Below are 23731 nucleotides of genomic sequence, written 5' to 3' on the forward strand. Positions count from 1 at the left end.
CGATGTCCGTTCGTGTACTTTCCAGTAGAACCTATTCCTATTCGGTACCGCTAATTGTATGATGGACAGACCAAGGGCGTTTGCCCCAAGTTTTTAGCAGAGAGAGGTGGATACGTGACATATCATATCCGGGTGAGACCGACGGCCCTGGTCTTTCAGGACGAGCAGATTCTATTGGTTGAATATGATGACGAGAACGGAGTCCATTATAATTTGCCCGGGGGAGGAGCCGAGCCGGGAGAGTCGATTGTGGAAGGCGCCTTGAGAGAATTGTACGAGGAAACCATGTTGGAAGCTGAGGCAGGACCTGTCGCGTTTGTGTATGAAAATGCCCCGCATAAGCAAGTACGCCATAACATATCGGATATTCATACGTTGTATATCGTTTTTGAATGTTATCCGCTAGAGGGGGCGTTCCCTAAACTTCCACCTACACCGGATCCGAATCAATCCGATGTGAAATGGATACCGCTTAGCCAGCTTGACGGCATTATTTTATATCCTAATATCAGGAATCACATCAAGCAGTACGCTCAGGAGCGTAGAAATATCGAGATCATTGAGGATTATATGTTGGATAAATATGTATGAGCCAGACGAACCGGGAGAACGTAAATGAAATCACCTTATAAAATGATCGCCTTGATCCTTCTAATCGGATACACCATTTTGCTGGGTTATTGGATGCTCTGGGGCTTCGGCCGGACCGTACGTCATGAATACAGCTATAATCTGGTTCCGTTCTCGACGATGGTCACCTATTTTCCTGTTCGCTCGACGAGCTCGATCATTAATATTATGGGGAATATCGCTGTGTTTGTGCCTTTTGGCGTGCTGCTCCCGCTCCTGTTTCGGCTTCGTTATCTGAAGATGCTGGGTGTCTTTGTAATCGGGTTGTTCCTGCTCGAAATGGCACAGCTGATCACACGGAGAGGGAGCTTCGATGTCGATGATTTTATCTTGAATTCGCTAGGGGCTACGATTGGTTACGGGCTGCTGCGTATCAGTATGAAATGGAGAGCCAGGTAGCGGCACATTTTAGATAGAAAACCCGATCGTTTATGATAAGGAGCAGAACGGCTTCACTACGGTGATTGTTCGATGAGAAGCTGGAGTTTACAATGATATCAGGGATTGGGAAAATATGTGCGGGAAGGTAAGGCATCCGTGAGAGATTCTGTGTTCAGCAAGCTGACTGAGGCATAAAGTGTACATAGGACTAAAGGATGGTGTAGAGAGCTTATTTATCAAGCATGGAGAGCAGGCCAGTGATCATAAGGAAGGACTGAACACCTATGAATCATAAAACGATGGGCATGATATTTATCTGCATATCCGCCTTTCTGTATGGAACCCGGTATATCGCAGCTGCCATATTCGGATCGAATGTCTCGTCATGGAACAAAGAGATGTATGAGGCGATGTTAAGTTATGTAGGAAGAGGACCGTTGATATTGAGTATAATTAGCCTGACCATCGGTATTTTGTGTTTCATGGGGCCTACGATTCGTCGATGGCACGAGCAGGATCTCAGAAAAATCAAGAGCAACTGGAGAGAATTTGATCAGCCTAATGATAAACGAAGGGTGCAAAAAATAAAGCGTTGAGTTGTTTGAGGTTCTTAACGTTGAGGGGGGAATGGGATGAACGACAACCAAGTGGCTGGCTTTTGGATCCGACTTGGCGCAAATATTCTGGATGGATTGATTATTGGACTTCCTTTATCCATCATTGCAGGCATAATCACAGGGGATTATGAGAATGAGCCGATCAGTAATTTGATTTATGCTCTATACGGCCTTCTAGTGCCGGTGTATTGGAATGGTTATACCATTGGGAAGCGCATATGCCGCATTCGCATTCGAAAGTTCGATTTTCTTGAGCCGCCGGGCATTGGAACGATGCTGCTCCGAAACCTCGTAGCAGGAATCGTGTATGCGTTAACGCTTGGCATCGGAATCATTGTGAGCATTTTCATGGTGGCATTGCGTGAGGATAAGCGTTCCCTTCATGATTTTATTGCGGGTACGGAAGTTGTACACGACTAGGGAAACAGGGAGATTATGAACCATGCGAGTAGGGATTAACAGCAGGTTGATGTTTGCGCTGCTTGTAGCCATGACGTTGTCTTCGGGATGTTATGATCAGAGGTCGGGCGAGTCATTTTATACAGAAAGCGTGAGCGAAGAAGAACGTCCGGGACAAGAAGCAGATTATCGGGAAGTTCCGTACTCTCAGCTCTTATACTCCAAAACCGCCCCAGACTTTACGTGGGAGTATCGGACAGAAGAGCACCTTGATCCGGAAATTGAGAAGCTTTACGAGGATGGAATTCATCTGGCTCCCGGAGGATGGGTACTCAAGGAAACGGATGAGGAATTCTATATGTTGATTAGCGGGGGATTCCTTCCGACGTCCAAAGGGTTTCGGATTACGTCGATTCAGATGGCTGGCGAACAGAAAGGGAACGATAAGAATCACCTTTATATCACTTTGGAACCTCATCAGGGCGATGGCACGAAGGATTACCCCGGCGATGCCAGCATTACGTCTCTGATCAGCATCCCCAAATCAGGACTACCCGCAGGGGCTGCGATTGATGGAGTTTCCATGAATGGGGTTGAGTAGATATCGAAATGATGATCAAAGGCATTGTGTTTGATATGGATAATACGCTGCTGCATTCAAGCATTGATTTTGGAGCCATGAAACGTGAGATCTATACATTTTTATGCGACCACCGATTGTTGCCCGCAGGTCTTAGCTTGGACCTCCACACAACCTCTACCGTCATTGCAGAAGCCATGAACACGGGTTTACTGTCGGAAGAGCTGAGTAGCGAAATGTGGGATATTGCGAAAAAACATGAAATCCAAGGGATGATCGGAGCCCATCTTGAGGAAGGGTCCATGGAGCTCATCCAGCAGCTGCACGGGCAGCTGCACCTGGTCATTGTGACCAATAACGCTTTAGAAGCGGCGATGTCGGCACTGAACGAGAACGGGGTCGCTCATTATTTCGATCTTATTATCGGCAGAGAAGCCATGGGCTCATTGAAGCCTGCACCGGACGGTTATCTGCAGGTACTAAAGCATTTTTCGCATACGTCGCCTAAGGAATGGCTGTCTGTGGGAGATGCATGGGTTGACGGCAAGGCTTCCGAGAGTGCTGGAATGCCGTTCATTGCTTATCGTGGAGACGGAGCGAAAATGAACAGCATGGATGTTGCTCCGTTTGCGCAAATTCAGGATATACGGGAAGTTCTCGGTTTTCTTCAGCCGCTAGGAAAGGATTGAGGTCATTCGCAGGGCAGGCATTCTGTCAGGTATGTTGACCGAGGTTACGTGATGAGAAGATATGTATCCCACTTGTCTCTTGTTTTATTTGTCTGCATTACGCTGTTCACGTTGTACAGCTTCCTGTTTCCGTTTGTGGCGGGCAGTCCGTTTCAGGGACTATGGTTCGCTGCGATTCTTCTGTTGTCGCCCGTAGGTATCCTGCTGGCGCTTGTAAGCAAATATCGCGGCAGTCTCTCGCGAATCGGTATCACAGCCATTGCTGGACATTCGATGTTATTGTTATTTCTGGTTCTTTATATGACACTGGGTTATCTGATCCTTGGGGTCTAAATCATATTAATATGAAGCAATTTATCTGTACCCAACAGTACGGGGAAGGAGGCAGGGCTTCTACATGAAGAACAAAGTTTATATTACCGATCTGGACGGAACGCTGCTGCGATCGGATCAGAGACTCTCGTCCTACACAACGGAGGTTATCTCCAGTGCGCTGGAGCAGGATATGGTCGTTACGTTTGCGACAGCTCGCGGATATATTAGCGCTTTAAGCGTTGTCTCGGACATCACTTGGAGATACCCCTCGATTCTGTATAACGGTGCATTGATATACGACGGCTTGACCCGTTCCGTTATAGATGGATACTGGCTGGAGCGGGATATCTCGAATGAGATTATCGACGTTGGGAGGAAGTATGGCATTACTCCTTACTATTTTTCATTGGATGTGGACCATCAGGAGCGTGTTCTGCATGAGTCGCTGCTAAGAGAGGGAGAGAAGGCCTTTTTCCATAGTCGTCCCCATGATCCGAGGTTCATGGAAGTGAAGTTCTTGAATTGCCCGCCGGATTACCGCACATTAGCTCTTACATACATCGGATTACATGAGGAATTGGAGCCGATCAGGCACGAGGTCACGGAATTATTCGGGGATGTGATTCACGCGCATATGATGCCCGATTACTATATCCCGAGCCATTATTTTCTGGAATTCAGCCATGCCAAAGCGAACAAAAGAGACGGGCTTCAATTATGGTCCTCCCATATGGGCATCGATCTGGAGAACACGGTGGTGTTCGGCGACCACATCAATGATGTAGGGCTGTTCGAAGCCGGAGGCACCCGGATTGCGGTGCGGAATGCGCATGAGAGCATTCAGCGGCTGGCCGACCATATCATCGACTCGAATGAGCTTGATGGCGTGGCGCGTTATATCCAGCAGCAGATGGAGATGTCGATTACAGAGACCATTCTCTAAAGAACACATGCAACCATCGGATAATGGGTCAGATACAGATGGCCGAAGTATTCAGAACAGGGTTAGAATATGAACTTTCTGGGGGCGAATAATGAGAATGAATCTATATAGACTGAACTTTTGATTTACAGACGGATGCAAAGGCGGTCAATGGTCTCCATCCGGTGGATATTGACTCGTCTCATAAACGCAGCGATGTTAAGTCGAATATGATAAAACTTCTTGTAAAATACATTGTGAACCACGTCGCTCTTCAGCCATTTCCAAAGTCCCTCCACAAGATTGAGCTCGGGCGAGTATTTGGGTAAGAAGACAAAATCCAGGCGAGAATGTTGTTGCAAGTACACCTGGACCTGCTTTGCGTGGTGAATTTTCCCATTGTCTAAGATCATAACAATCTTACCGGTCGGATACGCCTGTAGAACGGTATCAAGAAACTGAATGAAGGCGGGCGCATCATAACGCTCACCGTCACGATACAGAATTTCTCCGGTTTCGTAATTCAATACGCCGAATATCTTTGCACCTTGATGGCGACCGTAGGTTGGAATCTTGCGCTGGTGACCTTTGGGAAACCAGTTGTACTGCAAGGATTGATAGGCGCGAATCATAGACTCGTCCTCGAACAGCAAGTGATCGATTTGGTTGTCTATAAGCTTTTTTTTAGCGCAGGGAAGGTTTTGTTACGAAAGGTTTCTTGTTCATCTGGATCAGCTGATTCCAGTGTGTACGTAGCTTTCGTGTAACTAAACCCCAGCCGATGAAGTAATTTGGACATCCCTCTCTCTGTAAACATTTTCTGGAATTCACGTTCAACAAAGAGCATGGTCAGCTTTAGCGTCCAGGTGTATTTGGCCTCGATGCCAACGTCAACGGGTCGCTTGGTGGCGATGGTTTCAGCTAATATTTGTTCCTGTTCATCACTTAATCTATGCGGTTTTCCGGGGGAGTGGCCAAGCGCCAGCGCATCGATACCGCCTTCATGGTAACTGCGAATATAGCCACTGACGGTTTTCTCCGTGCGCTTAATCATCTTTGCAATTTCTCGGTTCGTATGGCCTTCTAGATGATGAAGGACAGCAAGATAGCGTTCGTACATTCGTTTGTCCGAGGTCTCTCGAAGAGCCGTTTCCAACGTTTTGACTTGGTTTGATTTTGTCTTCATCCTGATCACGTCCTAATGGTTAATGTTTCTTCTATTACCCAATTCAGGACGCTTTGTAAAGATGATTTGTAGTTCTTAAGTTCAGTCTATATAGCAGAAGAAATCTATTGATCTGGAGGTGGGCTTATGAAAAAGATTGAAGATGTTTTTGATCCATTCCCTATTCTGGAGACGGCAAGAACCTTGTTAAGACCCATCACCCAAAGGGACCTGATGGATATTTACAGATACTGCTCCGTGCCTGAGGTATCCAGACATACCTTATGGAATACGCATCAATCGACAGATGACACTCAGCGGTTCTTGGAGTTTGTGCAGCAGCGATATACCTTGCAGAAGGTCGGGCCGTGGGGGATTGAACACAAGGGGACCGGCGTTATCATCGGAACCTGCAGTTTCATTGAATGGGATAATGATCATCGCAAGGCGGAGCTTGGGTATGTATTGTCCAATCAATTCTGGAACCAGGGCATCATGACGGAAGTGATCGAGCGGGTCATTACATTCGGGTTTGACCAATTGCAGCTGGTTCGTATTGAGGCCAAATGCCACCCGGATAATACAGGTTCCTATAGGGTGATGGAGAAGACCGGGATGAAGCTGGAAGGGAGGCTCCGCCATTATCTCAAGGTGAAGGGGCGCTATGAGGATATTCTGGTTTACTCCATTATTCGGTTATAAATGCTCCTTTATTTCAAAATTGACCTTGACCAGCTCGGCAAAAGCGGAAAAAGCCTTGTTCCTGAACCGGTCGTTCCGCCGAATCAGGCTTGTTGTGCTATGACGATAGGCCTCCGGTATGGAATAGCTGCCCATATTCGCACATTCTCCGCTCAGTACGGAGCTTGGCAGCAATGTAGCGGCAAGACCTGAACGCACGATACCGAGCTGAGTTTCGAGCGACGACACTTCGATCATCCTGGTAAGCGGAATGCCTTCACTTAACAGCCATTTTTCAAGGGTGCTTCGAAACGGACATCCCAACGGGGCGACGGCCCATTTTGTTGTGGCAAGATCGGGAAATGGCTGCTCCTTCGATTTCGTTAACAGCTTGACCTCGTCCTGATCCACATATTCGGCAACGACTTTCGGCGGCAGACTTCCTGTTACAAAGGCCCCGTCCAGCTGGTAGTTCAGCACTTGAGAGATTAGCTCGGCTGAGCTTCCCGTCAATAACGAAAGCGAGACGTCCGGGTACATATTTTGATAGTCCGACAAGGATTGTATGAAGTACCCGCAATGAACCGTATCCACAACGCCAATGGTTAAGCAGCCGCTGGGATACGGTGTTTCCTGTACCGATCGAATGGCTTCCTCCGACAAATTGAGAATGGAGCACGCATAATCCCTGAGCGTGGCCCCCTTCTCGGTCAACGTCACGCCGTTGGAGTGCCGGTTGAACAAGGGGACACCCAGTTCATTCTCAAGCTTTTTGATCCGGGCCGTCACATTGGACTGCACATATCCGAGCTGCTCAGCAGCACGGGTGATGTTCCCCTCCTCGGCAATCCTTAGAAAAACCTTCAAATCCGTAAGCTCCATACAGCTGCCGCCTCTCCATCCTTCGGACATCACTAATAATGATGACAACATTATTAATTATCATTATACGGTATGTCGATTTTAGATTACAATCACAACTGCGAATCAATAAGGTTCACGATTATAAGAGCAGAAAGGAAGTGGTTGCAGGATGAAGAAGGAATGGTGGCTTTTATTGTTGGCGGGGGCGCTGGAAGTGGTATGGGTATCCGGCTTGAAGCATTCCGATGTCTGGTGGCAGTGGCTCATTACCATTGTCTCGATTTTATTCAGCTTTAAAGTTTTTTTGGATTCTGCGGCGAAGCTGCCCATTGGCACGGTGTACGTTATATTCACGGGTCTTGGGACGGCCGGAACGGTGCTGGTGGAGATTCTGGTTTTTGGAGAGCAGGCAAACCCGGTCAAACTTCTGCTGATTGGCATGTTGGCTGCGGGTGTGCTCGGGCTTAAACTCGTTACGAAGGAAACGGATAGTCAGGCGAAGGAGAGTGGTTTGTGATGGAATGGATCGCTCTGATCGCCGCGGGGTTGTGCGAAGTGCTGGGTGTCATTGCATTGAGACGTGTGGCCTTGTTTCGCAGCTTCGGCTCCTATTTGTTTCTGACCTGTTCGCTTGGATCGAGTTTCTTGCTGCTGACGTATGCGATGAATTTTATCTCCATGGGAACCGCCTACGCCATCTGGACAGGAATGGGAACGGCAGGAAGCACACTGCTGGGGATGTTCGCATTTGGAGAACCGAAGGAATGGCGGCGCGTATTCTTCATTAGTTTAATTCTGGCTTCAGTCATCGGTCTTAAGATGATAACGTGACGTCGCAATCGAACAGAAATTCGAAAGCTTGTGAAGGATATTGAGATTCGCATATAGAATTTACATAGAGTTTGGTGTTATGAAATCATTCCATCTGACGCCACGATGCATTTTTTATCATTGAAAGGACAGGTGTATCCTATGAAATTCAGCGAATATCGCTATGAACGTCCCGATGTAAAAGCTTTTGAGCAAAAGTTTAAAGAACAACTCAACGCCTTTACTTCAGCAAGGACGTATGAAGAGCAGGATCAGGCGATGACCCGCATCAATAAACTCCGCAGTGAGATGGATACACTCGGTCAGCTTGTGAGTATTCGTCACTCGATTGATACAAACGATGAGTTCTATAAGGCTGAACAGGATTTCTTTGACGAGAACGGACCGGTGATTCAGGAATACATAACGGATTATTACCGCGCTCTCGTGGATTCGAAATTCAGAACCGAGCTTGAGGATAAATGGGGCCGGCAGCTGTTCCAGCTTGCAGAGCTATCACTCAAAACCTTCAGTCCCGAGATTATTGAGGATTTGCAGCAGGAGAATAAACTGACCACCGAATACTCGAAGCTGATCGCTTCTGCCAAAATCCAATTTGAAGGCGAGGAGCGTACGCTACCGCAATTGACGCCTTTCCAGCAATCCAAGGACCGCGATATGCGCAAACGCGCCATGGAGGCTTCCAGCGGCTTTATGGCCGAGAATGAAGCAACTTTCGACCGCATTTATGATGATCTGGTAAAAGTGAGAACCAAGATGGCCAAGAAGCTGGGTTTCAACAATTATGTTGAGCTTGGTTATGCGCGCATGGCACGCACGGATTACAACGCAGAGATGGTTGCTAATTTCCGCAGCCAGGTGCTGGAGCATATCGTTCCGGTTGCATCCAAGCTGAAGGAACGTCAGCAGAATCGTATCGATGTGGACCAGTTGCTGTATTATGATGAGAACTTTGCATTCAAATCGGGGAACGCAACACCGAAGGGTGATCCAGACTGGATCGTGAGCAACGGAGCGAAGATGTATGAGGAGTTGTCACCGGAAACCCATGAGTTCTTCACCTTCATGCAGGAGAACGGTCTGATGGATCTGGTAGCCAAAAAAGGCAAGCAGGGCGGCGGTTACTGTACCTATATCAGCGAGTACGGCGCACCTTTTATTTTCTCCAACTTCAACGGTACGTCCGGTGATATTGATGTGTTGACACACGAAGCTGGTCATGCCTTCCAAGTATACGAGAGCAGAGGTTTCGAGGTTCCGGAGTATGGATTCCCAACGTATGAAGCATGCGAAATTCATTCCATGAGCATGGAGTTCTTCACATGGCCTTGGATGGACCGTTTCTTCGAAGATGAAGCGGACAAATACCGTTTCGACCATCTCGCAAGCGGGCTGATCTTCATTCCTTACGGAGTAACGGTTGATGAATTCCAGCATTTCGTTTATGAGAATCCGGATGCAACGCCGGCTGAGCGGAAACAGGCATGGCGTGAGATTGAGCGGAAGTATTTGCCGCACCGGAACTACGATGACAACACGTACCTGGAGCAAGGCGGTTTCTGGCATAAACAGGGTCATATTTTTAGTTCGCCGTTTTATTATATCGATTACACTCTGGCTCAAATCTGCGCTTTCCAATTCTGGAAGAAGATGCACGAAGATCGATCGGCCGCATGGGCAGATTATCTGCACCTCTGCCGTCAAGGCGGAAGCAAGTCCTTCGTCGAATTGGTGAAGGTAGCCGGCTTGATCTCGCCGTTCGAGGATGGCTGCGTCACTTCCGTCATTGGCAGCATTAATGCGTGGCTTGACAGCGTAGACGATGCAGCTCTTTAAATCGTAAATAAGCAGTGACAACGCATGCAGGGGGACACTATTGAGTTACAGCTCAGGTGCTCTTCCTGCATGTTTTTAAATGGAATGAAATTTTGCGTCTGAACCGTTTCGCATTATCCATGCCTATGGAGCAGGAGGAAATAAACCATGATTACCTATAAACCCCTTAGCGAGCTTCCGATTCGGGATGCCTCGGAGCTATGGAACCAATCGTTTGAAGGATACATCGTGAATGCCTCGATGCCGCTGGAGCGTTTCATTGCTCGAATCGGAAATGATGGCTTAAGTTTGGAGGAATCTCTCGCTTGTTATGTGGATGGGGCTGCGGCAGGCATCGTCATGAACAGCTTCCGGGAGTATGATGGCGTTAAGCTTGCACGTAACAGCGGTACCGCCATCGCTCCGGATTTTCGGGGCAAAGGGCTCGGCAAATCCATGATGGAGAAAAACTCGGAGCTTTACGAGAAGCAAGGCATACATCGTGCCTATCTAGAGGCTATCAGCACGAATACAGCAGCGATCCGACTCTATCAAAGTGTCGGATATGTAATCATTGACCGGCTGCTTATCATGTCGAATGAGCAGTCGCTTGAGGAGCTTAATGTTCAGAATGCAGCTTCAACATATACTTTGGTCAGAGGCCAGGCCGCTGAGGTCGCCTCCGCCGCCTTCTATCTGCCCGGCGAAGTCTGGCAGACAGACGCCTCCAATATTAGGGATGGTGAGTGTGTTTTTGTATATAAGGAAGAAAAGCTCGCGGGTTACGGATTGTTTAAGCGAGTGTTTGACGCTGCCGGAAGTTTGACTGCAATCACACTATTTCGCTGTGAGGCAGCTCCCGGACATCCTGACGCAAAAGGGGTCCTTAAGAGGGCAGTGCTTGAGATCATGCAGCCTGGACATGCCTGCAAGCGATCCGCGTTCAATATCCGGGCCTCCCATAAGGAACTGGTGGAAGTTTTGACGGAGCTTGGATTTAACGCTGGAATGGAGCAAGTGCTCATGGTTCGCGAGTATAACGTGGAGTAAAGCAAGCATGAATTTTAGCATAGAGCGAAAGGGAACAGCGCATGAGAATAAATACGGATTTAAGCTCCTATCGGGCGTTATCGAATGATATCCATTGGGGTGTTGTGAAGGCCAGGTTTGATTTAGACGAAGATATTGATGAGTCGAAGGTGAGCAATGTCACGATTATTCCGTTTACCGGAAATCGCTGCGTTGTCTTTCAAGTGGCGGATGGAAGCTGGGAGCTTCCAGGAGGTACGCTGGAGCCCGGGGAGCGATATTTGGACGCGCTGCGACGGGAGGTGAGGGAGGAGCTTGGTGCAGAACTGGAGTCGTACCGAGTCTTCGGCCAGTTTCGTTGTGAATCCAGTTGCAAGACCCCGTACCGTCCGCATATCCCTCACCCGCGCTTTGTCAGATTGGTTGGCTACGGGGATGTATGCATCGTCGGGGAACCGCTGAATCCTGAAGACGGCGAGCAGGTGATCGCTGTGGAGGCGGTCGAATTGGATGTGGCGGTTCAAAGATTTGAAGAAACGGGCAGGCAGGATATTGCGGACCTGTATAAGCTGGCTTATGCCATAAGACAACAAGACCTCTCGGGTAGATAAACCTATAATATCTTGAGCATGGGAATGGGAGGAACGAAGTAAGGCCATGTGTCGGATAACAATCAGGCATACCAGGATTATTGCAGAGTGAAGCCATGAATGAAGACGGGGTTTATGAGATTGATCCTAAAGGCCATGTTCTGGACAATAAAGAGGTGTAGACAATGGAGCACTTATTTCAAGAGCTGCTGCAGCATTATTTTAATGAGCCTGTGCATTCTATGGGCAATGTGCCATTTGGCATGACGAATGACTCCAGAATTGTTGTACTGAACCAAAGCAAATATGTTGCAAGAATATATAATCGTCATACTAAAAATGAAGAAAGATTACAGTTTGAGGTGGAATTAACAGCTTATTTGGAACATTGCTCTTTATCGTTTGGTGTTCCAGGGTTCCTCTCGAGCAAGGATGGCTCGAAGTATGTTATTCTGTCGGATGGTTCTTTAGGCTCCATAACCCGGTTTATTGAGGGTGAGGTTCCAGATTTATTAAGAAATTCGGATGTGCTTAGTTATGGACAGACGGTTGGAGAAATTTCGTATGCCCTTCAGCAATTCTCATCGGTACCCGTTGATTCGGTTCGTCCTACTATCGCATTTCATGATCCTTACAGCCTTCATCCGCTGTCGTATCAGAAGAGCATCCATGAATTTCTGTCCAGTCCTCCCTTTGCAATTGATGCCGATCAGATTGCTATTATCCAGGCGTATTACCAGAATATTTACAGGCACGCGCCTGAACTCAATCTTCTGCCTAAACAAATTGTCCACCATGATATTCTCATCTTTAATCTCTTGATCGAGCCTCAATTCAGGAAGATCAGCGGGGTATTGGATTTTGATTTTGCCGCTAACGATATTCGTATTTGGGAACTAACGATCTGTTTAAATCATCTCCTTCAATTTGAAGACCAAACTTTTGAGAAGATAGAGCTGTTTTTGGATGAATATCGAAAATATATGACATTAACCCCTGCGGAGATTCAGTGGATTCCGTATGTTATGCAGATATATTACGTATCACTATTAAGCATCTATATTGGACAACATTATGCCGGCCGGAGCATCGCCCCTTATTTTCGGTTGATGTTGAAGCAGCTTTTGAAGAGAAGAGAGTGGCTGGAATATAACCAGCATGCCTTTTCCGATTTGTTGCACTCGAAATTCTAATGTCCCAATCAACTTCTAGGATGTGAATGCTGTGAGATTACCTTATAAAATAGGATATGCCGTCACGATGGTATGGCTGGTTTGGATTGTGTACGGTTATATGAATTACGATAGTATAACTAACCGCGATCTGCTTCCCATAGTATTATGGAGTGCTGTGTTAGGCATCATCATCCTACCGATTTATTTTATCTCGGTGCTGCTGTACTATGTTTACAAGCGAGCACAGAAAAAGGAATAGAGAGGGGTGTTATGATGAGAGAACGATATGTATATCTGCTCGGAGGGAACTCCTTCCAAGCAGAGGCGAACAGACAGTTCATAGAGCAAGCGGGAGGTTCCGACGCCACGATTGCCTTATGCATCATGAACAGACCGGGCTGGGAGGAATATGTTCCGCTGTTTCATCAGATGTGGAGGGAGTCGGGTGCTCACGATGTACAAGTGATCGTTCCTGATGCGGAAGGGCATTTGGATATGGAGCACGCGGAGCAGGTCCTTTCTCGCGCCACGGGAATTTTTATCGGTGGGGGAAATACGGAAAAATACCATCACTACTATGCGACGGGTGCCTTCAAAGACCTGTTGATCGACCGTTATAAAAACGGGGTTCCGATTGCAGGGAATTCGGCAGGCGCCTTAATTCTTCCCGAGATTTGCCTCATTTCCCCACTTGATAATGAGCAGAGCGTAATGCTGTTTAAACAGGGCGTAGGCCTGCTCTCCGATGTATTGATCAGCGTTCATTATACGGAGTGGGGCGATCAGACTAATCTGCTAGAGGGTATGAAGGCGAAAAAAGTACAGCGTGGTCTCGGCATTGATGAGCAAGCATGCGCGGTGTTCATTAACGAGCGGCTGGCATCCTCATTAGGCGAATGCTTCCATATGGTAACCATCCAGGATGTTGAGCAGGATGAATATATAGCGAAGGAAACATCGTGAATGATGATGTGTCAAGATATACGAAAATATGGACAGGGGGACTGGATGGAGTGATCTATCATATTATTTCGATGGAAGCATGGACGGAAGCACAGCAGCAAGGAGTATACGAGCCGCACAGTTTACATACAGATCAATTTATTCATTGCTCAACAGAGGAGCAAGTCAGCGGAGTAGCCAACACGCTCTATAAGGGAACAGCGGGTCTATTCGTTCTGGGCATTCAAGAAGATGATGTGGATGCGGAGATTGTATACGAGGACTTGTATGGACTGCATCAGTTGTTCCCGCATATCTATGGAAGGCTGAACCTGAACGCAGTTCATAAGGTATATCGTTTGGAAGCTGACGAGAATGGGGTATTTGCGTTTCAAGCTTCTGCTGATTTCGAATATCAGGGATAAGGCAACTAGAAACCAGCTAACCCACTATGACCAAGGAGGAATTCTATGATACTTGAAGTAGCGATACTGCAGGTGAGAACAGGGCTAACGGATGATTTTGAACGTAATTTCGAGTTGGCGTCAGGGATCATCTCTAAGATGAAGGGTTATGTCCATCATGACTTGAAACGGTGTCTGGAAGATGATCATAAGTATATTCTATTGGTAAAATGGGAGACGCTGGAGGACCATACGACAGGTTTCAGAGGATCGGCTGAATATCAGGAATGGAAAAATCTCCTGCATCACTTCTACGATCCGTTCCCTGTTGTTGAACATTATGTGGATCTTTAAAATCCTTATATAGTACATACCTGCTACATGATGAAGCGATCATTCATAAATTCCTTCACTTGTTTAGCTGTATTCGGTGCTTCTTGGAATATTCTCGGGACAAGTGATGCAGCGGCAGCGCTCTGTGTTTATATAGAGGGATAGTGAATGAGTTGGAGGAGATATTGATAGTGAATTTTCAGGATATTGTACCTTTTATGGATCAGGTTCGGCAGAAATTAATGATGGTGCTGGGGTCTTTCGGAGCGGATGAGAAGGAGCTGCGTGAAGTTCCGGACGGTTGGAGCGTAACCGAGGTGGTGGAGCATTTGGGCAAGCTTGAAGGAATGATTCAGTATCAGCTTCGGCAGATGCTGGAGAAGGAGCCTGCCCTGCCCTCGGAGCCATGGGATGAGAAGCTGACGGATGTAAGCGAAGTGCTGCAAAACAGCGGCATCATCGGCAAAAAGATAGAAGCGCCTAAAGCAGCCGTGCCTAGCGGTACATTGTCCTATGAAGAAGCGATGGATAAGCTGAATCAGGTCCGGGACACAACGAAGGAGATCATTGCGAGACTGGCCGAGCGGAATACCAATGACCTGCGTTACCCGCATCCCTTCGGTTTCGAGATGAACGCGAATCAGTGGGCCCATTTTATCGCAATCCATGAAACTCTTCACATCAGACAACTGGGACGGATTCGGGAAGCGAACAAGTAACCCATCGAGGCAGGTGTTTGAGATGAATTTGGAAGAGCTTATGGCGAACCTTTATGGCCGCCGACCGTTAAGAATGAAACTCATGTCATTCGGTCACACCAACCAGGTGTACAGCGTGACTTTTCCACACGAACAAATTATGCTTAGAACCAATCACAAGCCCGGAATTCTGGAGTTTACAGCGAAGAATATGGAGATTCTCTCCTCTTTGGGCTTACCGGTACCGAAAGTCATTCATCATGATGTCTCTCTTGAGAAGGTGCCGTACGCCTATATGATACTGGAACGCTTTCCCGGTCAGGATCTGCGCTATGAGCTGGAGGGAATGACACATGAACAATTGGCCGTTCTCGCAGGCCAAATCATTTCATATGAGCGCAAGGTAGCCGAGCTTCCCAAGGGCAAGGGATTTGGATGGGTTCCCATCGGTGAGCAGGGTCCATTTTCATCATGGGCACAGATCATTGAGCGCAATCTTGAGAGTCATTTGGGGAATATAACCGATGATGTGTCATCAGAGGCCGTTAACCAACTCCAGGTAATAAAACAGCATTACGAGCCTTATCTCAACCAGGTGGAGCCGGTCTGTTTTCTGGATGATCTCACGATTAAGAACGTGATCGTACATGAGGGCAAGCTGCAGGGCATCGTGGATTTCGATTGGGTATGTTACGGAGATCCGCTGTACATGATTGCTCTCACGCAAACAGCGGTTGTCTCTGACATTGGAGATCAGGGTATGCCTTATGTGGAGGAGCTGTGCAGGCAGTGGGGAGCGGATCAGGAGTTGCGGGAGCTGATTGATTTCTATTCCGTCATACATGCCCTGCAATTTATCGGTTTCCATAAGAGGGAGAAGAATGATGTCTGTATGCAGCGAGTGTTGTCATTCATAATTGATAAAATAAACAGCCATACGAACAGAACCGCATGAGCGTGAAGAAGCCCATGCGGTTCTTGTATTCCCATCAGGAAGATGGCGTAAATCCAACTCGTGGTTTGTCTCTTTCCTTCGTATTCACCGATACGTAGCGGATGGCAGTTAACGGTACATACAGCATGTCATATTCATCCTTGTATCGGATGAACTGTTCTCCCACCTCTTCAAGCGTGCCGCTCCGCACATAACTTCCATCCGTAAAATAAAGGGTCACTTGTTGATTCAGCAAACTTTTCAGCATACCTGATTTCACTCCTTGTGAATAGAATATATAACGGGTGCTTCGCAGAACCTGTTCATGCCTTTCGTTCCATCGTCACAGGTTGGTGACGATATCATCGATGATCCCGTAATCCTTCGCTTCTTGTGCGGACATAAAGTAATCCCGCTCCATATCCATTTCGACACGCTCCACGGACTGACCTGTTCGCTCCGATATAATATGTGCCAGCTTCTCGCGGGTTTTTATGATGCGTTTGGCCGTAATGGCAATATCGGTTGCCTGCCCTTGCACGCCACCATGCGGCTGATGGATCATAATCTCGCTGTTAGGCAGTGCGAGTCGCTTGCCTGTGGCTCCAGCCAGCAGAAGGATTGCACCGTAAGAAGCGGCAAATCCCGTACAGATGGTGCTCACTTGAGGTTTAATAATCTGCATGGTATCGTAGATGCCAAAGCCCGCGGACACGGAGCCGCCTGGACTGTTGATATACATATGGATATCCTTCTCCGGATCTTCAGCTGCCAGGAACAGCAATTGTGCAATAATGCTGTTAGCGATTGCATCATCAATGGCTGCACCGACAAACACAATCCGATCCTTCAGCAATCTGGAATAAATATCGTAGGATCGTTCGCCCCGATTGGTCTGCTCAACAACATAAGGAACAATATTCATGGTTTCCATCCTCCATATTCGTTAGGTTTTCTTGATTCAGCAAGTAAACGAAGAGGCAGCTGCAAAAGATACGGAGGAAGCAAGAAATAAATGATGGATATGAGAGTAACGAAAGGCAGACCTCATTCGTTTACATATAAGATATCTTACCGAGAGAAGGAAGGGAGTTGGCTTCTGATGACGATCTATCGACCGAGTGTCACCTCGCCGGGGGATCAGGACTTGGCGGAGCTGAACGCGATGCTGCACAGGTACTGTCTGTCCCTCACAAACTCCTCATGGGATACGGATGATCTGGTGCAGGACACATGGATCAAAGCACTCGAGCATTTGAAGCAGCGGAACCATGTCAATCCTGAGGCCCTGCTGCTCCGGATTGCCAAGAATACATGGATTGACCGGATACGCCGGGATCTGACTTACAGACGAATTCTTGATGAGAAGCTGGAGCATATTTTACCGAGAGAAGAACCATCGAATGAGGACAGCAAACTGAACATCGAGTTCGCTTTTCAATGGCTGATGGAGCATTTGTCCCCACTGCAGCGAACGGTGGTGGTGCTTCGTGATGTGTATGAATATTCCGTTTCGGAAACGGCAAACATGCTGCAAACGACGGATGGGGCAGTGAAAGCGGCTCTTCATCGTGCACATAAAGTGCTGCAATCCTTGGACATAGAAGAAGAGGAACACGGATTAACCATGCCGGAAGAGGAAGAGACCAGCTTGAATCTACAGGCATTGGCCGAGGCATATCAATCAGGTGATATTGAAGCTGTCGTAAGACTGATCCAGTGGAATAACAGTGAAGTTTCGGCCATTGGCAGCATGGAGCCGTTGCAGGTTCAGGGGGGCCAATCATCGAGCGCGGGTTATATGCTGTATAGCGGATATCAGCCAGAGATGAGAATGGCCGCGTAAAGCGGAAGTTTTTTCTTGCGAGATCAGGAGGTAAGCCTCTAAAGTTTATACTTTCTTATCTCTTCAAAAAGACCAAAGCAGAAGATGCTATGGTCTTTTTCTATATTGTGAAATTTCTGGAAACCTTTTCTTTGGAAAAGAGAGCGAGAATCCAACACGCAGCGGTTGGTTGATACACGAAGTCGAAGGCTTTTGTAGCATAATAGAACAAGGTTTTTTAGATCAAAACTATTGACAGCGCTTTCAGTTTATTCTTATAATTAAACAAAACCACATTAAGGAATGATGTTCCGTATTAAGGAACGAGATAAAAAGGGGGCCATGAATTGATTCAGTCAGTAACTAGGGCGCTGGATATACTGGAGTTTCTGAAATTGAATCCCGGAGGTTTAGGTGTTACAGAAATCGCCCAAAAGCTGGACGTAGCAAAGAGTACGGCACATCGGTTGTTAGCTTCGCTTGAAGAGCAGGATTATGTTCAGAAGACGGGAAAGGATAGCATCTACAGCCTGGGATTGAAGTTTATTGAAATGGCTGAGGTCGTTACCGAGAATCTAAAGATTGTGGATATCGCCAGACCATTGATCGAAAAATTAAGTAGAGATACGGGCGAAATCGTCCACCTTGTCATGCTTGACGGGAATGAAGTGTTATACATCGATAAGGTTGAAAACGCTTCAACTATCCGGATTTACTCACAAATTGGTCGCAGAGGCCCATTGTATTGCACAGGGGTTGGTAAAGCGATTTTGGCTTATTTACCGGAGGATGAGGTGGATCAGCTTCTTGCAGGAGTTATGATGCAGCCATTTACCGAGTATACCTTGACCACACTGGAAGATCTAAAGCAAGAGTTCCAAACCATTCGGGCCAACGCATTTGCGTACGATAATGAAGAGCATGAGAGAGGGATACGCTGTGTTGCGGCACCTATCTTCGACCACACACAAAAATCCCGTTATGCCATCAGCATTACGGGTCCCATCACCAGAATGTCGGATGATATTCTACGTGAATACATTCCGTGGACTAAAGAAACAGCCCAGGCGATTTCGAGAAAAATGGGTTTCAATCCAACTAAATCATAAAAACAATAAAAGGGGAGTTCTTATGAAAAAGTACAAATTTAGTTTGATTTTACTGGCGATGTTCGTTGTTTTAACCGCATGCGGCGGGAATGATTCAGCAAAGTCTGGCTCGAGTGAAACCGGCAAGGGCAGCAACTTTCCGAGTAAACCTGTAGAACTCATTGTACCTTATGCCGCAGGAGGAGGAACGGATACCGTGGCTCGTTCCTTTGCAGATATGGCTAAGAATGACCTGGGTCAGTCCATTGCCGTTGTGAATATGGAAGGTGGCGGTGGAGCGGTTGGTATGCAGAACGGTGCCAAGGCAAAAGCAGATGGCTATAAGGTATCCATGGTAACCGTTGAATTGCTTACATTACCGCACTCCGGTTTGGCTCAATTTTCTCATACGGATTTCAAACCGATTGCGCTATTAAATGAAGACTCAGGTGCTATCACAGTAAAAGCAGATGCACCATGGAATACGTTAGAAGAATTTATCACAGCTACAAAAGAAAAAAAATTAAAGGTTGGGAACTCTGGAACGGGTGCGATCTGGCATCTGGCCGCCGCTGCTTTTGAGAAAGAAACGGGTGCCCAATTTAATCACATCCCATTTGAAGGAGCTGCTCCTGCAGTAACGGCCCTGCTGGGAGGACATGTGGATGCAGTTTCTGTAAGCCCTGCAGAAGTTGTTACACAAGTACAAGCAGGTGAGCTTAAAGTATTGGGTGTGATGGCTGAAGAACGTGTCGAATCTCTACCGGATGTTCCTACACTAAAAGAAAGCGGAATTGATCTTTCGATCGGCACATGGCGTGGACTGGCTGTTCCTAAGGATACGCCGGACGATGTTGTGAAAATTCTTGAGGAGTCATTCGGCAAGACAGCTCAAAGCGACGAATTTAAAGAGCAGATCAAAAAGATGAACCTGGGTTACCGTTACGAGAATGGAGAAGGATTCACGAAACTGCTGGAAGAACAAGATCAGTTATTTGCAAATTTGATTCCGTCTTTGAAATTGAATTAACCTTCAACAAATGAATTGGATAGAAGAGGCTAGTGATGACTAGCCCCTTCTATCACAAGAGGAGGTGCAGCCATGACCATGGCCAACCGAGTGATTGGATTTGGGCTATTGATCTTGTCTGTGTATGCATGGTTAACAGCAAATGCGTTTCCATCATCCAACGGTCTGGGACCTGGACCCGACTATTTTCCCAAAATAGCTGCCAGCGCATTAGGTGTATTATCGATTCTGCTCATAGGCCGGAAAGAGAAACAAGATGGAGCGGTTTATGCTGTTTCAGGGAAGCCAGCGGTTTTATTGTTTGTAACCGGAATCATCGTCATGATGGTTTATGTCCTGTTCGTGCAGTGGTTGGGGTTCACGGTTTCATCAGCTTTAGTCACATTGGCTTGGATGATATTGATGGGCATCCGGAAGTGGACAACATTGATTGTGGCGTCCGTTCTGATCAGCGCCGGAATTAGCTACGTGTTTGAATTCTTGCTGAGCGTTCCGATTCCGCACGGTATTTTGTATTAAAGGAGGGCTTGGTGTATGGATTTACTGCTTCAAGGATTGGGGAATGTCTTTCAGCCGGAAGTGATTCTTCTATTAATTGGTGGAGTTATTATCGGAATCATCATCGGCGCCCTTCCAGGACTTACGGCCACAATGGGGGTTGCGTTGTTTCTTCCGGTCACATTTGGGATGGATGCTGTAACCGGGGTTCTACTGTTGATCGGAGTATACTTCGGCTCCATTTATGGGGGCTCCATTGCAGCTATTCTATTGAATACACCTGGCACGCCGGCGTCAGCCGCGACCGCGCTTGATGGACATGCCATGACGAAACAAGGTAAAGCAGGTAAGGCTCTGGGGTATGCAGCCATTGCTTCAGGTGTGGGTGGGTTAATTAGTGTTCTCATGCTGATTCTGATAGCTCCTCAACTTGCCGGCGTAGCATTAAATTTCAGTGCTCCTGAAATGTTTGGGCTTGCCTTGTTTGGACTCAGCATTATTTCCAGTGTATCGGGAGGTTCTGTTCTAAAAGGGTTGATCGCAGGGGTGTTTGGTATCCTGATTTCTACGATTGGGATGGATCCGATGACGAGTTATCCTCGTTTCACGTACGACCAGCTTTCTCTGTTAAACGGATTCTCCTTTATTCCCGTTATGATTGGACTTTTTGCCGTTTCCGAAGCTTTGGTCATTATGGAAGGTGAGATTGGCGGGGGAGACAAGATCAAGAAGATTATTGCCAATTATGTCCTTCCTAAATGGAATGAATTGAAAAGGCTTTGGTTCTCGATGATTCGATCCGGGTTTATTGGAACAATAATCGGGATTATACCTGGCGCAGGGGCCGATATCGCCGCATTTGTTTCTTATAATGAAGGAAAGCGTTTTTTGAAAAAAGAAGAGAAAGAGACTTATGGTAAGGGAAATCCTAAAGGGATTGTCTCAGCTGAGGCCGCTAACAATGGTGTTACGGGTGGTGCCATGATTCCTTTATTGACACTGGGAATTCCGGGGGATGCGGTTGCGGCAATTCTGCTTGGAGCACTTGTAGTTCAAGGTATCCAGCCAGGGCCACAGTTATTTGCCACCAGTGGTGAGTTGGTGTATACGTTATTTGCCGGAATGATTATTGCGAATATTCTTATGGTGATATTTGGGATTAGCGGTATCCGGTTATTTGTCAAAATTCTATTGGTTCCGAAGAAAATGCTTGCACCTTTAATTTTGATTCTTTCCACAATCGGCGCTTATGCGATCAGTAACAATATTTTTGACGTGTTTACGATGCTTGTTGCCGGTGTTATCGGATATTTTATGAAAAAGTACGGCTTTCCTGCATCGCCAATCGTGTTGGCCTTGATTCTGGGGCCTATGGCGGAAAGCGAATTCAGACGTTCGCTTGTTATGTCAGAAGGCAGTTACAGTATCTTTCTTGAAAGACCCATTGCACTCGGATTTATTATTATTGCCGTCTTGTCGCTCATTCTGCCTCTCGTATGGGGCAAGCTGAAGAAAAATAAAAAGGTGAACGCAGCATAAGAAAAAAAAGAAAAAAATGATCACCTGGAGTGGAGGTCTATATTGTGTATCCTGAACTTGTAACTATTGGTGAAACCATGGTCGTATTTGAGGCAGCCGTCGATGGCCCTTTAAGATATGCTTCTCAGTTTAACAAGCGCCATGGAGGAGCTGAGTCCAACGTAGCTATTGGAGTAGCCAGATTAGGGAGATCTGCCGGATGGATAAGTCAGGTAGGGGATGACGAGCTTGGAAAATATCTGGTATCTTCGATACGCGGTGAAGGCGTGGATACCTCATGCGTTCGATATGATCGTCACTATCCAACCGGACTTTACATCAAAGAAAAGATTCGTGAAGGCTCCACGCAGGTCTACTATTATCGCAGCGGATCTGCTGCCAGCCGCATGAAGAAAGAGGATATCGATTGGAATTACGTAAGGCAGGCAAAAATGATCCACCTGACGGGGATCACTCCATTTCTGAGCGAAAGCTGTCTGGATATCGTTTTTGAAGCGATTCGTATGGCTAAAGAGAACGGAATCCAACTCTCATTCGATCCGAATCTTCGCTTTAAATTAATGAAGCATGTACCGAATGCGAAGGAAATCGTGCTGGATATTGCCAGACAGGCTGATATTTTCATGCCGGGTGTAGATGAAGCGGAGTTTTTAATTGGAACAAGTGATTATAAGCAAATCGCCGACTATTTTTTACAAGCAGGAGTGTCCAAGATGGTCATCAAGAATGGAAGCTCCGGCACTTATTACGAATCAGTGGATGAGGGAGCGGGATTCTGCCCGAGCCACAAGGTAGAACGGGTGACGGACCCGGTCGGTGCAGGTGACGGTTTTGCTGCGGGCTTGTTGGTCGGCCTGCTTGAGCAGAAGCCTCTTAAGGAAGCGGTTGAGCTTGGGGCCATTATTGGCGCCATGGTAGTAACGGTAAAAGGTGATGTGGAAGGGCTTCCGGACCGTGCCTCTATTGAAAGCTTCAGCATGAATCAGCGTGATATTTTGAGATAGGGAGTGACAGGATGGGACAGGATCAACTCAAGAAGCTTTTACATTCCGGCATAATTGCGGTTGTACGGCGTGTGGACGAGGATAAAGTAATGCATGTTATTTCCTCGCTTGTAGAAGGCGGGGTTACCGGAATTGAAATGACGATGGACTCTCCAAATGTTTTGCAAGTTATACGAGATGCCAAGAAGAAATATGGGGATCAGGCTGTAATAGGAGCCGGAACCGTATTGGACGCAGAAGCAGCGGGATCGGCGATTCAGGCCGGAGCCGAATTCATTTTTGCTCCAACCTTAAACGAAGGGACCATCAAGGCAGCCAAGCGCTACGGTAAAATTGCGATTCCGGGCGTCTTTACTCCAACGGAGATGCTGCAAGCACAGGAGTGGGGTGCAGATGTTGTCAAAATATTCCCTGCTTCCGTACTAGGTCCTAAATTTATTAAAGATGTTAGCGGACCGTTAGGCCATATTAAAATGATGCCGACAGGCGGGGTCGATCTGGATAATATTGAGGATTACATCCGGGCCGGCGCCGTTGCAGCCGGTATCGGCGGATCACTGATGAAACCGGCACTCATCGAAAATGAGTCTTGGGATGAATTAACTGCGCTTGCACGGCAATTCACATCCAGTGTGACAAGAGCGAGAATGCAAATGATTAGGTAGTGGCTATCATGAAATCATATGAACGAGCAGATGTGCGAAGCTGCTCGTTTTTTTTGGTGCTTGATTTCCCATTTCGTGTGGATTCTTG

At 47.1% G+C, this 23731-nt stretch carries 32 protein-coding genes; 28 read left to right on the top strand and 4 right to left on the bottom strand.

Features of this window, described 5'->3' with window-relative positions:
- The first annotated feature begins 114 nt into the window (after positions 1 to 114).
- The 8 genes from B9D94_RS08750 (at position 115) to B9D94_RS08785 (ending at position 4554) form a co-directional block, all read left to right on the top strand.
- Positions 115 to 591: an NUDIX domain-containing protein gene (locus B9D94_RS08750; RefSeq protein WP_006211541.1), complete on the top strand. Its 477-nt coding sequence runs from the start codon at positions 115 to 117 to the stop codon at positions 589 to 591.
- Between the two features lie 24 nt (positions 592 to 615).
- Positions 616 to 1029, top strand: coding sequence for a VanZ family protein (locus B9D94_RS08755; protein WP_036641793.1), 414 nt, complete (start codon positions 616 to 618; stop codon positions 1027 to 1029).
- Positions 1030 to 1295: 266 nt separating this feature from the next.
- Entirely contained in the window at positions 1296 to 1607 is a 312-nt protein-coding gene (locus B9D94_RS08760) for a hypothetical protein (protein ID WP_036641796.1), read from the top strand.
- Positions 1608 to 1643: 36 nt separating this feature from the next.
- Entirely contained in the window at positions 1644 to 2048 is a 405-nt protein-coding gene (locus tag B9D94_RS08765) for an RDD family protein (protein ID WP_006211537.1), read from the top strand.
- A gap of 22 nt (positions 2049 to 2070) precedes the next feature.
- Positions 2071 to 2628: a hypothetical protein gene (locus B9D94_RS08770; protein WP_006211536.1), complete on the top strand. Its 558-nt coding sequence runs from the start codon at positions 2071 to 2073 to the stop codon at positions 2626 to 2628.
- A gap of 8 nt (positions 2629 to 2636) precedes the next feature.
- Positions 2637 to 3296: an HAD family hydrolase gene (locus tag B9D94_RS08775; RefSeq protein ID WP_006211535.1), complete on the top strand. Its 660-nt coding sequence runs from the start codon at positions 2637 to 2639 to the stop codon at positions 3294 to 3296.
- 51 nt (positions 3297 to 3347) lie between these two features.
- Complete coding sequence (locus tag B9D94_RS08780; RefSeq protein WP_036641799.1) at positions 3348 to 3629, top strand: hypothetical protein; 282 nt, start codon at positions 3348 to 3350, stop codon at positions 3627 to 3629.
- 64 nt (positions 3630 to 3693) lie between these two features.
- On the top strand, positions 3694 to 4554 hold the full coding sequence (locus tag B9D94_RS08785; protein WP_148246849.1) for an HAD-IIB family hydrolase: 861 nt from the start codon (positions 3694 to 3696) through the stop codon (positions 4552 to 4554).
- A gap of 125 nt (positions 4555 to 4679) precedes the next feature.
- Here B9D94_RS08785 and B9D94_RS08790 read toward each other — a convergent pair.
- Positions 4680 to 5719 (bottom strand): IS630 family transposase gene (locus tag B9D94_RS08790; protein ID WP_253806011.1). Its coding sequence is split into 2 segments (ribosomal slippage): positions 4680 to 5216 and positions 5219 to 5719, totalling 1038 coding nucleotides; the frame shifts between segments, so codons are not numbered across the junction.
- A gap of 126 nt (positions 5720 to 5845) precedes the next feature.
- Between B9D94_RS08790 and B9D94_RS08795 the strand changes: the two genes are divergently transcribed.
- The gene (locus B9D94_RS08795; RefSeq protein ID WP_006211532.1) at positions 5846 to 6400 is read left to right on the top strand and encodes a GNAT family N-acetyltransferase; all 555 of its coding nucleotides are present in this window, start codon (positions 5846 to 5848) and stop codon (positions 6398 to 6400) included.
- On the opposite strand, the gene B9D94_RS08800 is transcribed toward B9D94_RS08795, so the two are convergent.
- Positions 6395 to 7261 (bottom strand): LysR family transcriptional regulator, encoded by an 867-nt coding sequence (locus B9D94_RS08800; protein WP_148246850.1) that lies wholly within the window; start codon positions 7259 to 7261, stop codon positions 6395 to 6397. The two genes, B9D94_RS08795 and B9D94_RS08800, sit on opposite strands and share 6 nt — an antisense overlap.
- Positions 7262 to 7412: 151 nt before the next feature.
- Here B9D94_RS08800 and B9D94_RS08805 point away from each other — a divergent pair, with 151 nt between their 5' ends.
- From B9D94_RS08805 to B9D94_RS08860, 12 genes are all read left to right on the top strand, one after another.
- On the top strand, positions 7413 to 7760 hold the full coding sequence (locus tag B9D94_RS08805; protein WP_006211530.1) for a DMT family transporter: 348 nt from the start codon (positions 7413 to 7415) through the stop codon (positions 7758 to 7760).
- Positions 7760 to 8074 (top strand): DMT family transporter, encoded by a 315-nt coding sequence (locus tag B9D94_RS08810; protein WP_036641804.1) that lies wholly within the window; start codon positions 7760 to 7762, stop codon positions 8072 to 8074. The genes B9D94_RS08805 and B9D94_RS08810 overlap by 1 nt, the downstream gene beginning before the upstream one ends.
- 141 nt (positions 8075 to 8215) lie before the next feature.
- On the top strand, positions 8216 to 9910 hold the full coding sequence (locus B9D94_RS08815; RefSeq protein WP_148246851.1) for a M3 family oligoendopeptidase: 1695 nt from the start codon (positions 8216 to 8218) through the stop codon (positions 9908 to 9910).
- A gap of 147 nt (positions 9911 to 10057) precedes the next feature.
- Complete coding sequence (locus B9D94_RS08820; RefSeq protein WP_148246852.1) at positions 10058 to 10939, top strand: GNAT family N-acetyltransferase; 882 nt, start codon at positions 10058 to 10060, stop codon at positions 10937 to 10939.
- Between the two features lie 41 nt (positions 10940 to 10980).
- Positions 10981 to 11529, top strand: a complete 549-nt coding sequence (locus tag B9D94_RS08825) for an NUDIX hydrolase (RefSeq protein ID WP_006211527.1) — start codon at positions 10981 to 10983, stop codon at positions 11527 to 11529.
- 164 nt (positions 11530 to 11693) lie between these two features.
- On the top strand, positions 11694 to 12701 hold the full coding sequence (locus tag B9D94_RS08830; RefSeq protein WP_006211526.1) for a phosphotransferase enzyme family protein: 1008 nt from the start codon (positions 11694 to 11696) through the stop codon (positions 12699 to 12701).
- Positions 12702 to 12732: 31 nt separating this feature from the next.
- Positions 12733 to 12942, top strand: a complete 210-nt coding sequence (locus B9D94_RS08835) for a hypothetical protein (protein WP_148246853.1) — start codon at positions 12733 to 12735, stop codon at positions 12940 to 12942.
- A gap of 11 nt (positions 12943 to 12953) precedes the next feature.
- Positions 12954 to 13646 carry a cyanophycinase gene (locus tag B9D94_RS08840; protein WP_253806124.1) on the top strand — a complete coding sequence of 231 codons (693 nt, stop codon included), beginning with the start codon at positions 12954 to 12956 and terminating at the stop codon, positions 13644 to 13646.
- A gap of 50 nt (positions 13647 to 13696) precedes the next feature.
- The gene (locus B9D94_RS08845; RefSeq protein WP_006211523.1) at positions 13697 to 14050 is read left to right on the top strand and encodes a DUF952 domain-containing protein; all 354 of its coding nucleotides are present in this window, start codon (positions 13697 to 13699) and stop codon (positions 14048 to 14050) included.
- 45 nt (positions 14051 to 14095) lie between these two features.
- A complete protein-coding gene (locus tag B9D94_RS08850) occupies positions 14096 to 14383 on the top strand; it encodes an antibiotic biosynthesis monooxygenase family protein (protein WP_076150845.1) in 288 nt (95 codons plus the stop codon).
- A 170-nt stretch (positions 14384 to 14553) separates the two neighbouring features.
- A complete protein-coding gene (locus tag B9D94_RS08855) occupies positions 14554 to 15081 on the top strand; it encodes a DinB family protein (RefSeq protein ID WP_006211521.1) in 528 nt (175 codons plus the stop codon).
- A gap of 22 nt (positions 15082 to 15103) precedes the next feature.
- The gene (locus B9D94_RS08860) at positions 15104 to 16015 is read left to right on the top strand and encodes a phosphotransferase family protein (RefSeq protein ID WP_076150843.1); all 912 of its coding nucleotides are present in this window, start codon (positions 15104 to 15106) and stop codon (positions 16013 to 16015) included.
- Positions 16016 to 16049: 34 nt separating this feature from the next.
- On the opposite strand, the gene B9D94_RS08865 is transcribed toward B9D94_RS08860, so the two are convergent.
- Both B9D94_RS08865 and clpP read right to left on the bottom strand, forming a co-directional pair.
- A complete protein-coding gene (locus B9D94_RS08865; RefSeq protein WP_006211519.1) occupies positions 16050 to 16262 on the bottom strand; it encodes a hypothetical protein in 213 nt (70 codons plus the stop codon).
- Positions 16263 to 16337: 75 nt separating this feature from the next.
- The gene (gene clpP / locus B9D94_RS08870) at positions 16338 to 16919 is read right to left on the bottom strand and encodes an ATP-dependent Clp endopeptidase proteolytic subunit ClpP (protein ID WP_006211518.1); all 582 of its coding nucleotides are present in this window, start codon (positions 16917 to 16919) and stop codon (positions 16338 to 16340) included.
- Positions 16920 to 17096: 177 nt separating this feature from the next.
- Between clpP and B9D94_RS08875 the strand changes: the two genes are divergently transcribed.
- From B9D94_RS08875 to B9D94_RS08905, 7 genes are all read left to right on the top strand, one after another.
- Positions 17097 to 17840: an RNA polymerase sigma factor gene (locus tag B9D94_RS08875; protein ID WP_036641845.1), complete on the top strand. Its 744-nt coding sequence runs from the start codon at positions 17097 to 17099 to the stop codon at positions 17838 to 17840.
- Positions 17841 to 18166: 326 nt separating this feature from the next.
- A complete protein-coding gene (locus tag B9D94_RS08880) occupies positions 18167 to 18928 on the top strand; it encodes an IclR family transcriptional regulator (protein ID WP_148246854.1) in 762 nt (253 codons plus the stop codon).
- A 22-nt stretch (positions 18929 to 18950) separates the two neighbouring features.
- Complete coding sequence (locus B9D94_RS08885; protein WP_253806125.1) at positions 18951 to 19937, top strand: tripartite tricarboxylate transporter substrate binding protein; 987 nt, start codon at positions 18951 to 18953, stop codon at positions 19935 to 19937.
- A gap of 72 nt (positions 19938 to 20009) precedes the next feature.
- Positions 20010 to 20456, top strand: coding sequence for a tripartite tricarboxylate transporter TctB family protein (locus tag B9D94_RS08890; RefSeq protein ID WP_006211514.1), 447 nt, complete (start codon positions 20010 to 20012; stop codon positions 20454 to 20456).
- A 15-nt stretch (positions 20457 to 20471) separates the two neighbouring features.
- The gene (locus B9D94_RS08895; protein ID WP_148246855.1) at positions 20472 to 21974 is read left to right on the top strand and encodes a tripartite tricarboxylate transporter permease; all 1503 of its coding nucleotides are present in this window, start codon (positions 20472 to 20474) and stop codon (positions 21972 to 21974) included.
- Positions 21975 to 22018: 44 nt separating this feature from the next.
- Positions 22019 to 22978 carry a sugar kinase gene (locus B9D94_RS08900; RefSeq protein ID WP_231888202.1) on the top strand — a complete coding sequence of 320 codons (960 nt, stop codon included), beginning with the start codon at positions 22019 to 22021 and terminating at the stop codon, positions 22976 to 22978.
- 11 nt (positions 22979 to 22989) lie between these two features.
- Positions 22990 to 23643 carry a bifunctional 4-hydroxy-2-oxoglutarate aldolase/2-dehydro-3-deoxy-phosphogluconate aldolase gene (locus B9D94_RS08905; RefSeq protein ID WP_036641853.1) on the top strand — a complete coding sequence of 218 codons (654 nt, stop codon included), beginning with the start codon at positions 22990 to 22992 and terminating at the stop codon, positions 23641 to 23643.
- Positions 23644 to 23731 lie beyond the last annotated feature (88 nt).

This window comes from Paenibacillus sp. Cedars, from assembly GCF_003184205.1.
Classification (GTDB): Bacteria; Bacillota; Bacilli; order Paenibacillales; family Paenibacillaceae; genus Paenibacillus_AQ; species Paenibacillus_AQ glucanolyticus.

Excerpts from the sequence above, each read along its gene's own strand:
- B9D94_RS08755 (WP_036641793.1), top strand. The coding sequence starts at position 616 with ATGAAATCACCTTATAAAATGATCGCCTTGATCCTTCTAATCGGATAC.
- B9D94_RS08760 (WP_036641796.1), top strand. The coding sequence starts at position 1,296 with ATGAATCATAAAACGATGGGCATGATATTTATCTGCATATCCGCCTTT.
- B9D94_RS08765 (WP_006211537.1), top strand. The coding sequence starts at position 1,644 with ATGAACGACAACCAAGTGGCTGGCTTTTGGATCCGACTTGGCGCAAAT.
- B9D94_RS08770 (WP_006211536.1), top strand. The coding sequence starts at position 2,071 with ATGCGAGTAGGGATTAACAGCAGGTTGATGTTTGCGCTGCTTGTAGCC.
- B9D94_RS08775 (WP_006211535.1), top strand. The coding sequence starts at position 2,637 with ATGATGATCAAAGGCATTGTGTTTGATATGGATAATACGCTGCTGCAT.
- B9D94_RS08780 (WP_036641799.1), top strand. The coding sequence starts at position 3,348 with ATGAGAAGATATGTATCCCACTTGTCTCTTGTTTTATTTGTCTGCATT.
- B9D94_RS08785 (WP_148246849.1), top strand. The coding sequence starts at position 3,694 with ATGAAGAACAAAGTTTATATTACCGATCTGGACGGAACGCTGCTGCGA.
- B9D94_RS08795 (WP_006211532.1), top strand. The coding sequence starts at position 5,846 with ATGAAAAAGATTGAAGATGTTTTTGATCCATTCCCTATTCTGGAGACG.
- B9D94_RS08800 (WP_148246850.1), bottom strand. The coding sequence starts at position 7,261 with ATGGAGCTTACGGATTTGAAGGTTTTTCTAAGGATTGCCGAGGAGGGG.
- B9D94_RS08805 (WP_006211530.1), top strand. The coding sequence starts at position 7,413 with ATGAAGAAGGAATGGTGGCTTTTATTGTTGGCGGGGGCGCTGGAAGTG.
- B9D94_RS08810 (WP_036641804.1), top strand. The coding sequence starts at position 7,760 with ATGGAATGGATCGCTCTGATCGCCGCGGGGTTGTGCGAAGTGCTGGGT.
- B9D94_RS08815 (WP_148246851.1), top strand. The coding sequence starts at position 8,216 with ATGAAATTCAGCGAATATCGCTATGAACGTCCCGATGTAAAAGCTTTT.
- B9D94_RS08820 (WP_148246852.1), top strand. The coding sequence starts at position 10,058 with ATGATTACCTATAAACCCCTTAGCGAGCTTCCGATTCGGGATGCCTCG.
- B9D94_RS08825 (WP_006211527.1), top strand. The coding sequence starts at position 10,981 with ATGAGAATAAATACGGATTTAAGCTCCTATCGGGCGTTATCGAATGAT.
- B9D94_RS08830 (WP_006211526.1), top strand. The coding sequence starts at position 11,694 with ATGGAGCACTTATTTCAAGAGCTGCTGCAGCATTATTTTAATGAGCCT.
- B9D94_RS08840 (WP_253806124.1), top strand. The coding sequence starts at position 12,954 with ATGATGAGAGAACGATATGTATATCTGCTCGGAGGGAACTCCTTCCAA.
- B9D94_RS08850 (WP_076150845.1), top strand. The coding sequence starts at position 14,096 with ATGATACTTGAAGTAGCGATACTGCAGGTGAGAACAGGGCTAACGGAT.
- B9D94_RS08860 (WP_076150843.1), top strand. The coding sequence starts at position 15,104 with ATGAATTTGGAAGAGCTTATGGCGAACCTTTATGGCCGCCGACCGTTA.
- B9D94_RS08865 (WP_006211519.1), bottom strand. The coding sequence starts at position 16,262 with ATGCTGAAAAGTTTGCTGAATCAACAAGTGACCCTTTATTTTACGGAT.
- clpP (WP_006211518.1), bottom strand. The coding sequence starts at position 16,919 with ATGAATATTGTTCCTTATGTTGTTGAGCAGACCAATCGGGGCGAACGA.
- B9D94_RS08875 (WP_036641845.1), top strand. The coding sequence starts at position 17,097 with ATGACGATCTATCGACCGAGTGTCACCTCGCCGGGGGATCAGGACTTG.
- B9D94_RS08885 (WP_253806125.1), top strand. The coding sequence starts at position 18,951 with ATGAAAAAGTACAAATTTAGTTTGATTTTACTGGCGATGTTCGTTGTT.
- B9D94_RS08890 (WP_006211514.1), top strand. The coding sequence starts at position 20,010 with ATGACCATGGCCAACCGAGTGATTGGATTTGGGCTATTGATCTTGTCT.
- B9D94_RS08895 (WP_148246855.1), top strand. The coding sequence starts at position 20,472 with ATGGATTTACTGCTTCAAGGATTGGGGAATGTCTTTCAGCCGGAAGTG.
- B9D94_RS08905 (WP_036641853.1), top strand. The coding sequence starts at position 22,990 with ATGGGACAGGATCAACTCAAGAAGCTTTTACATTCCGGCATAATTGCG.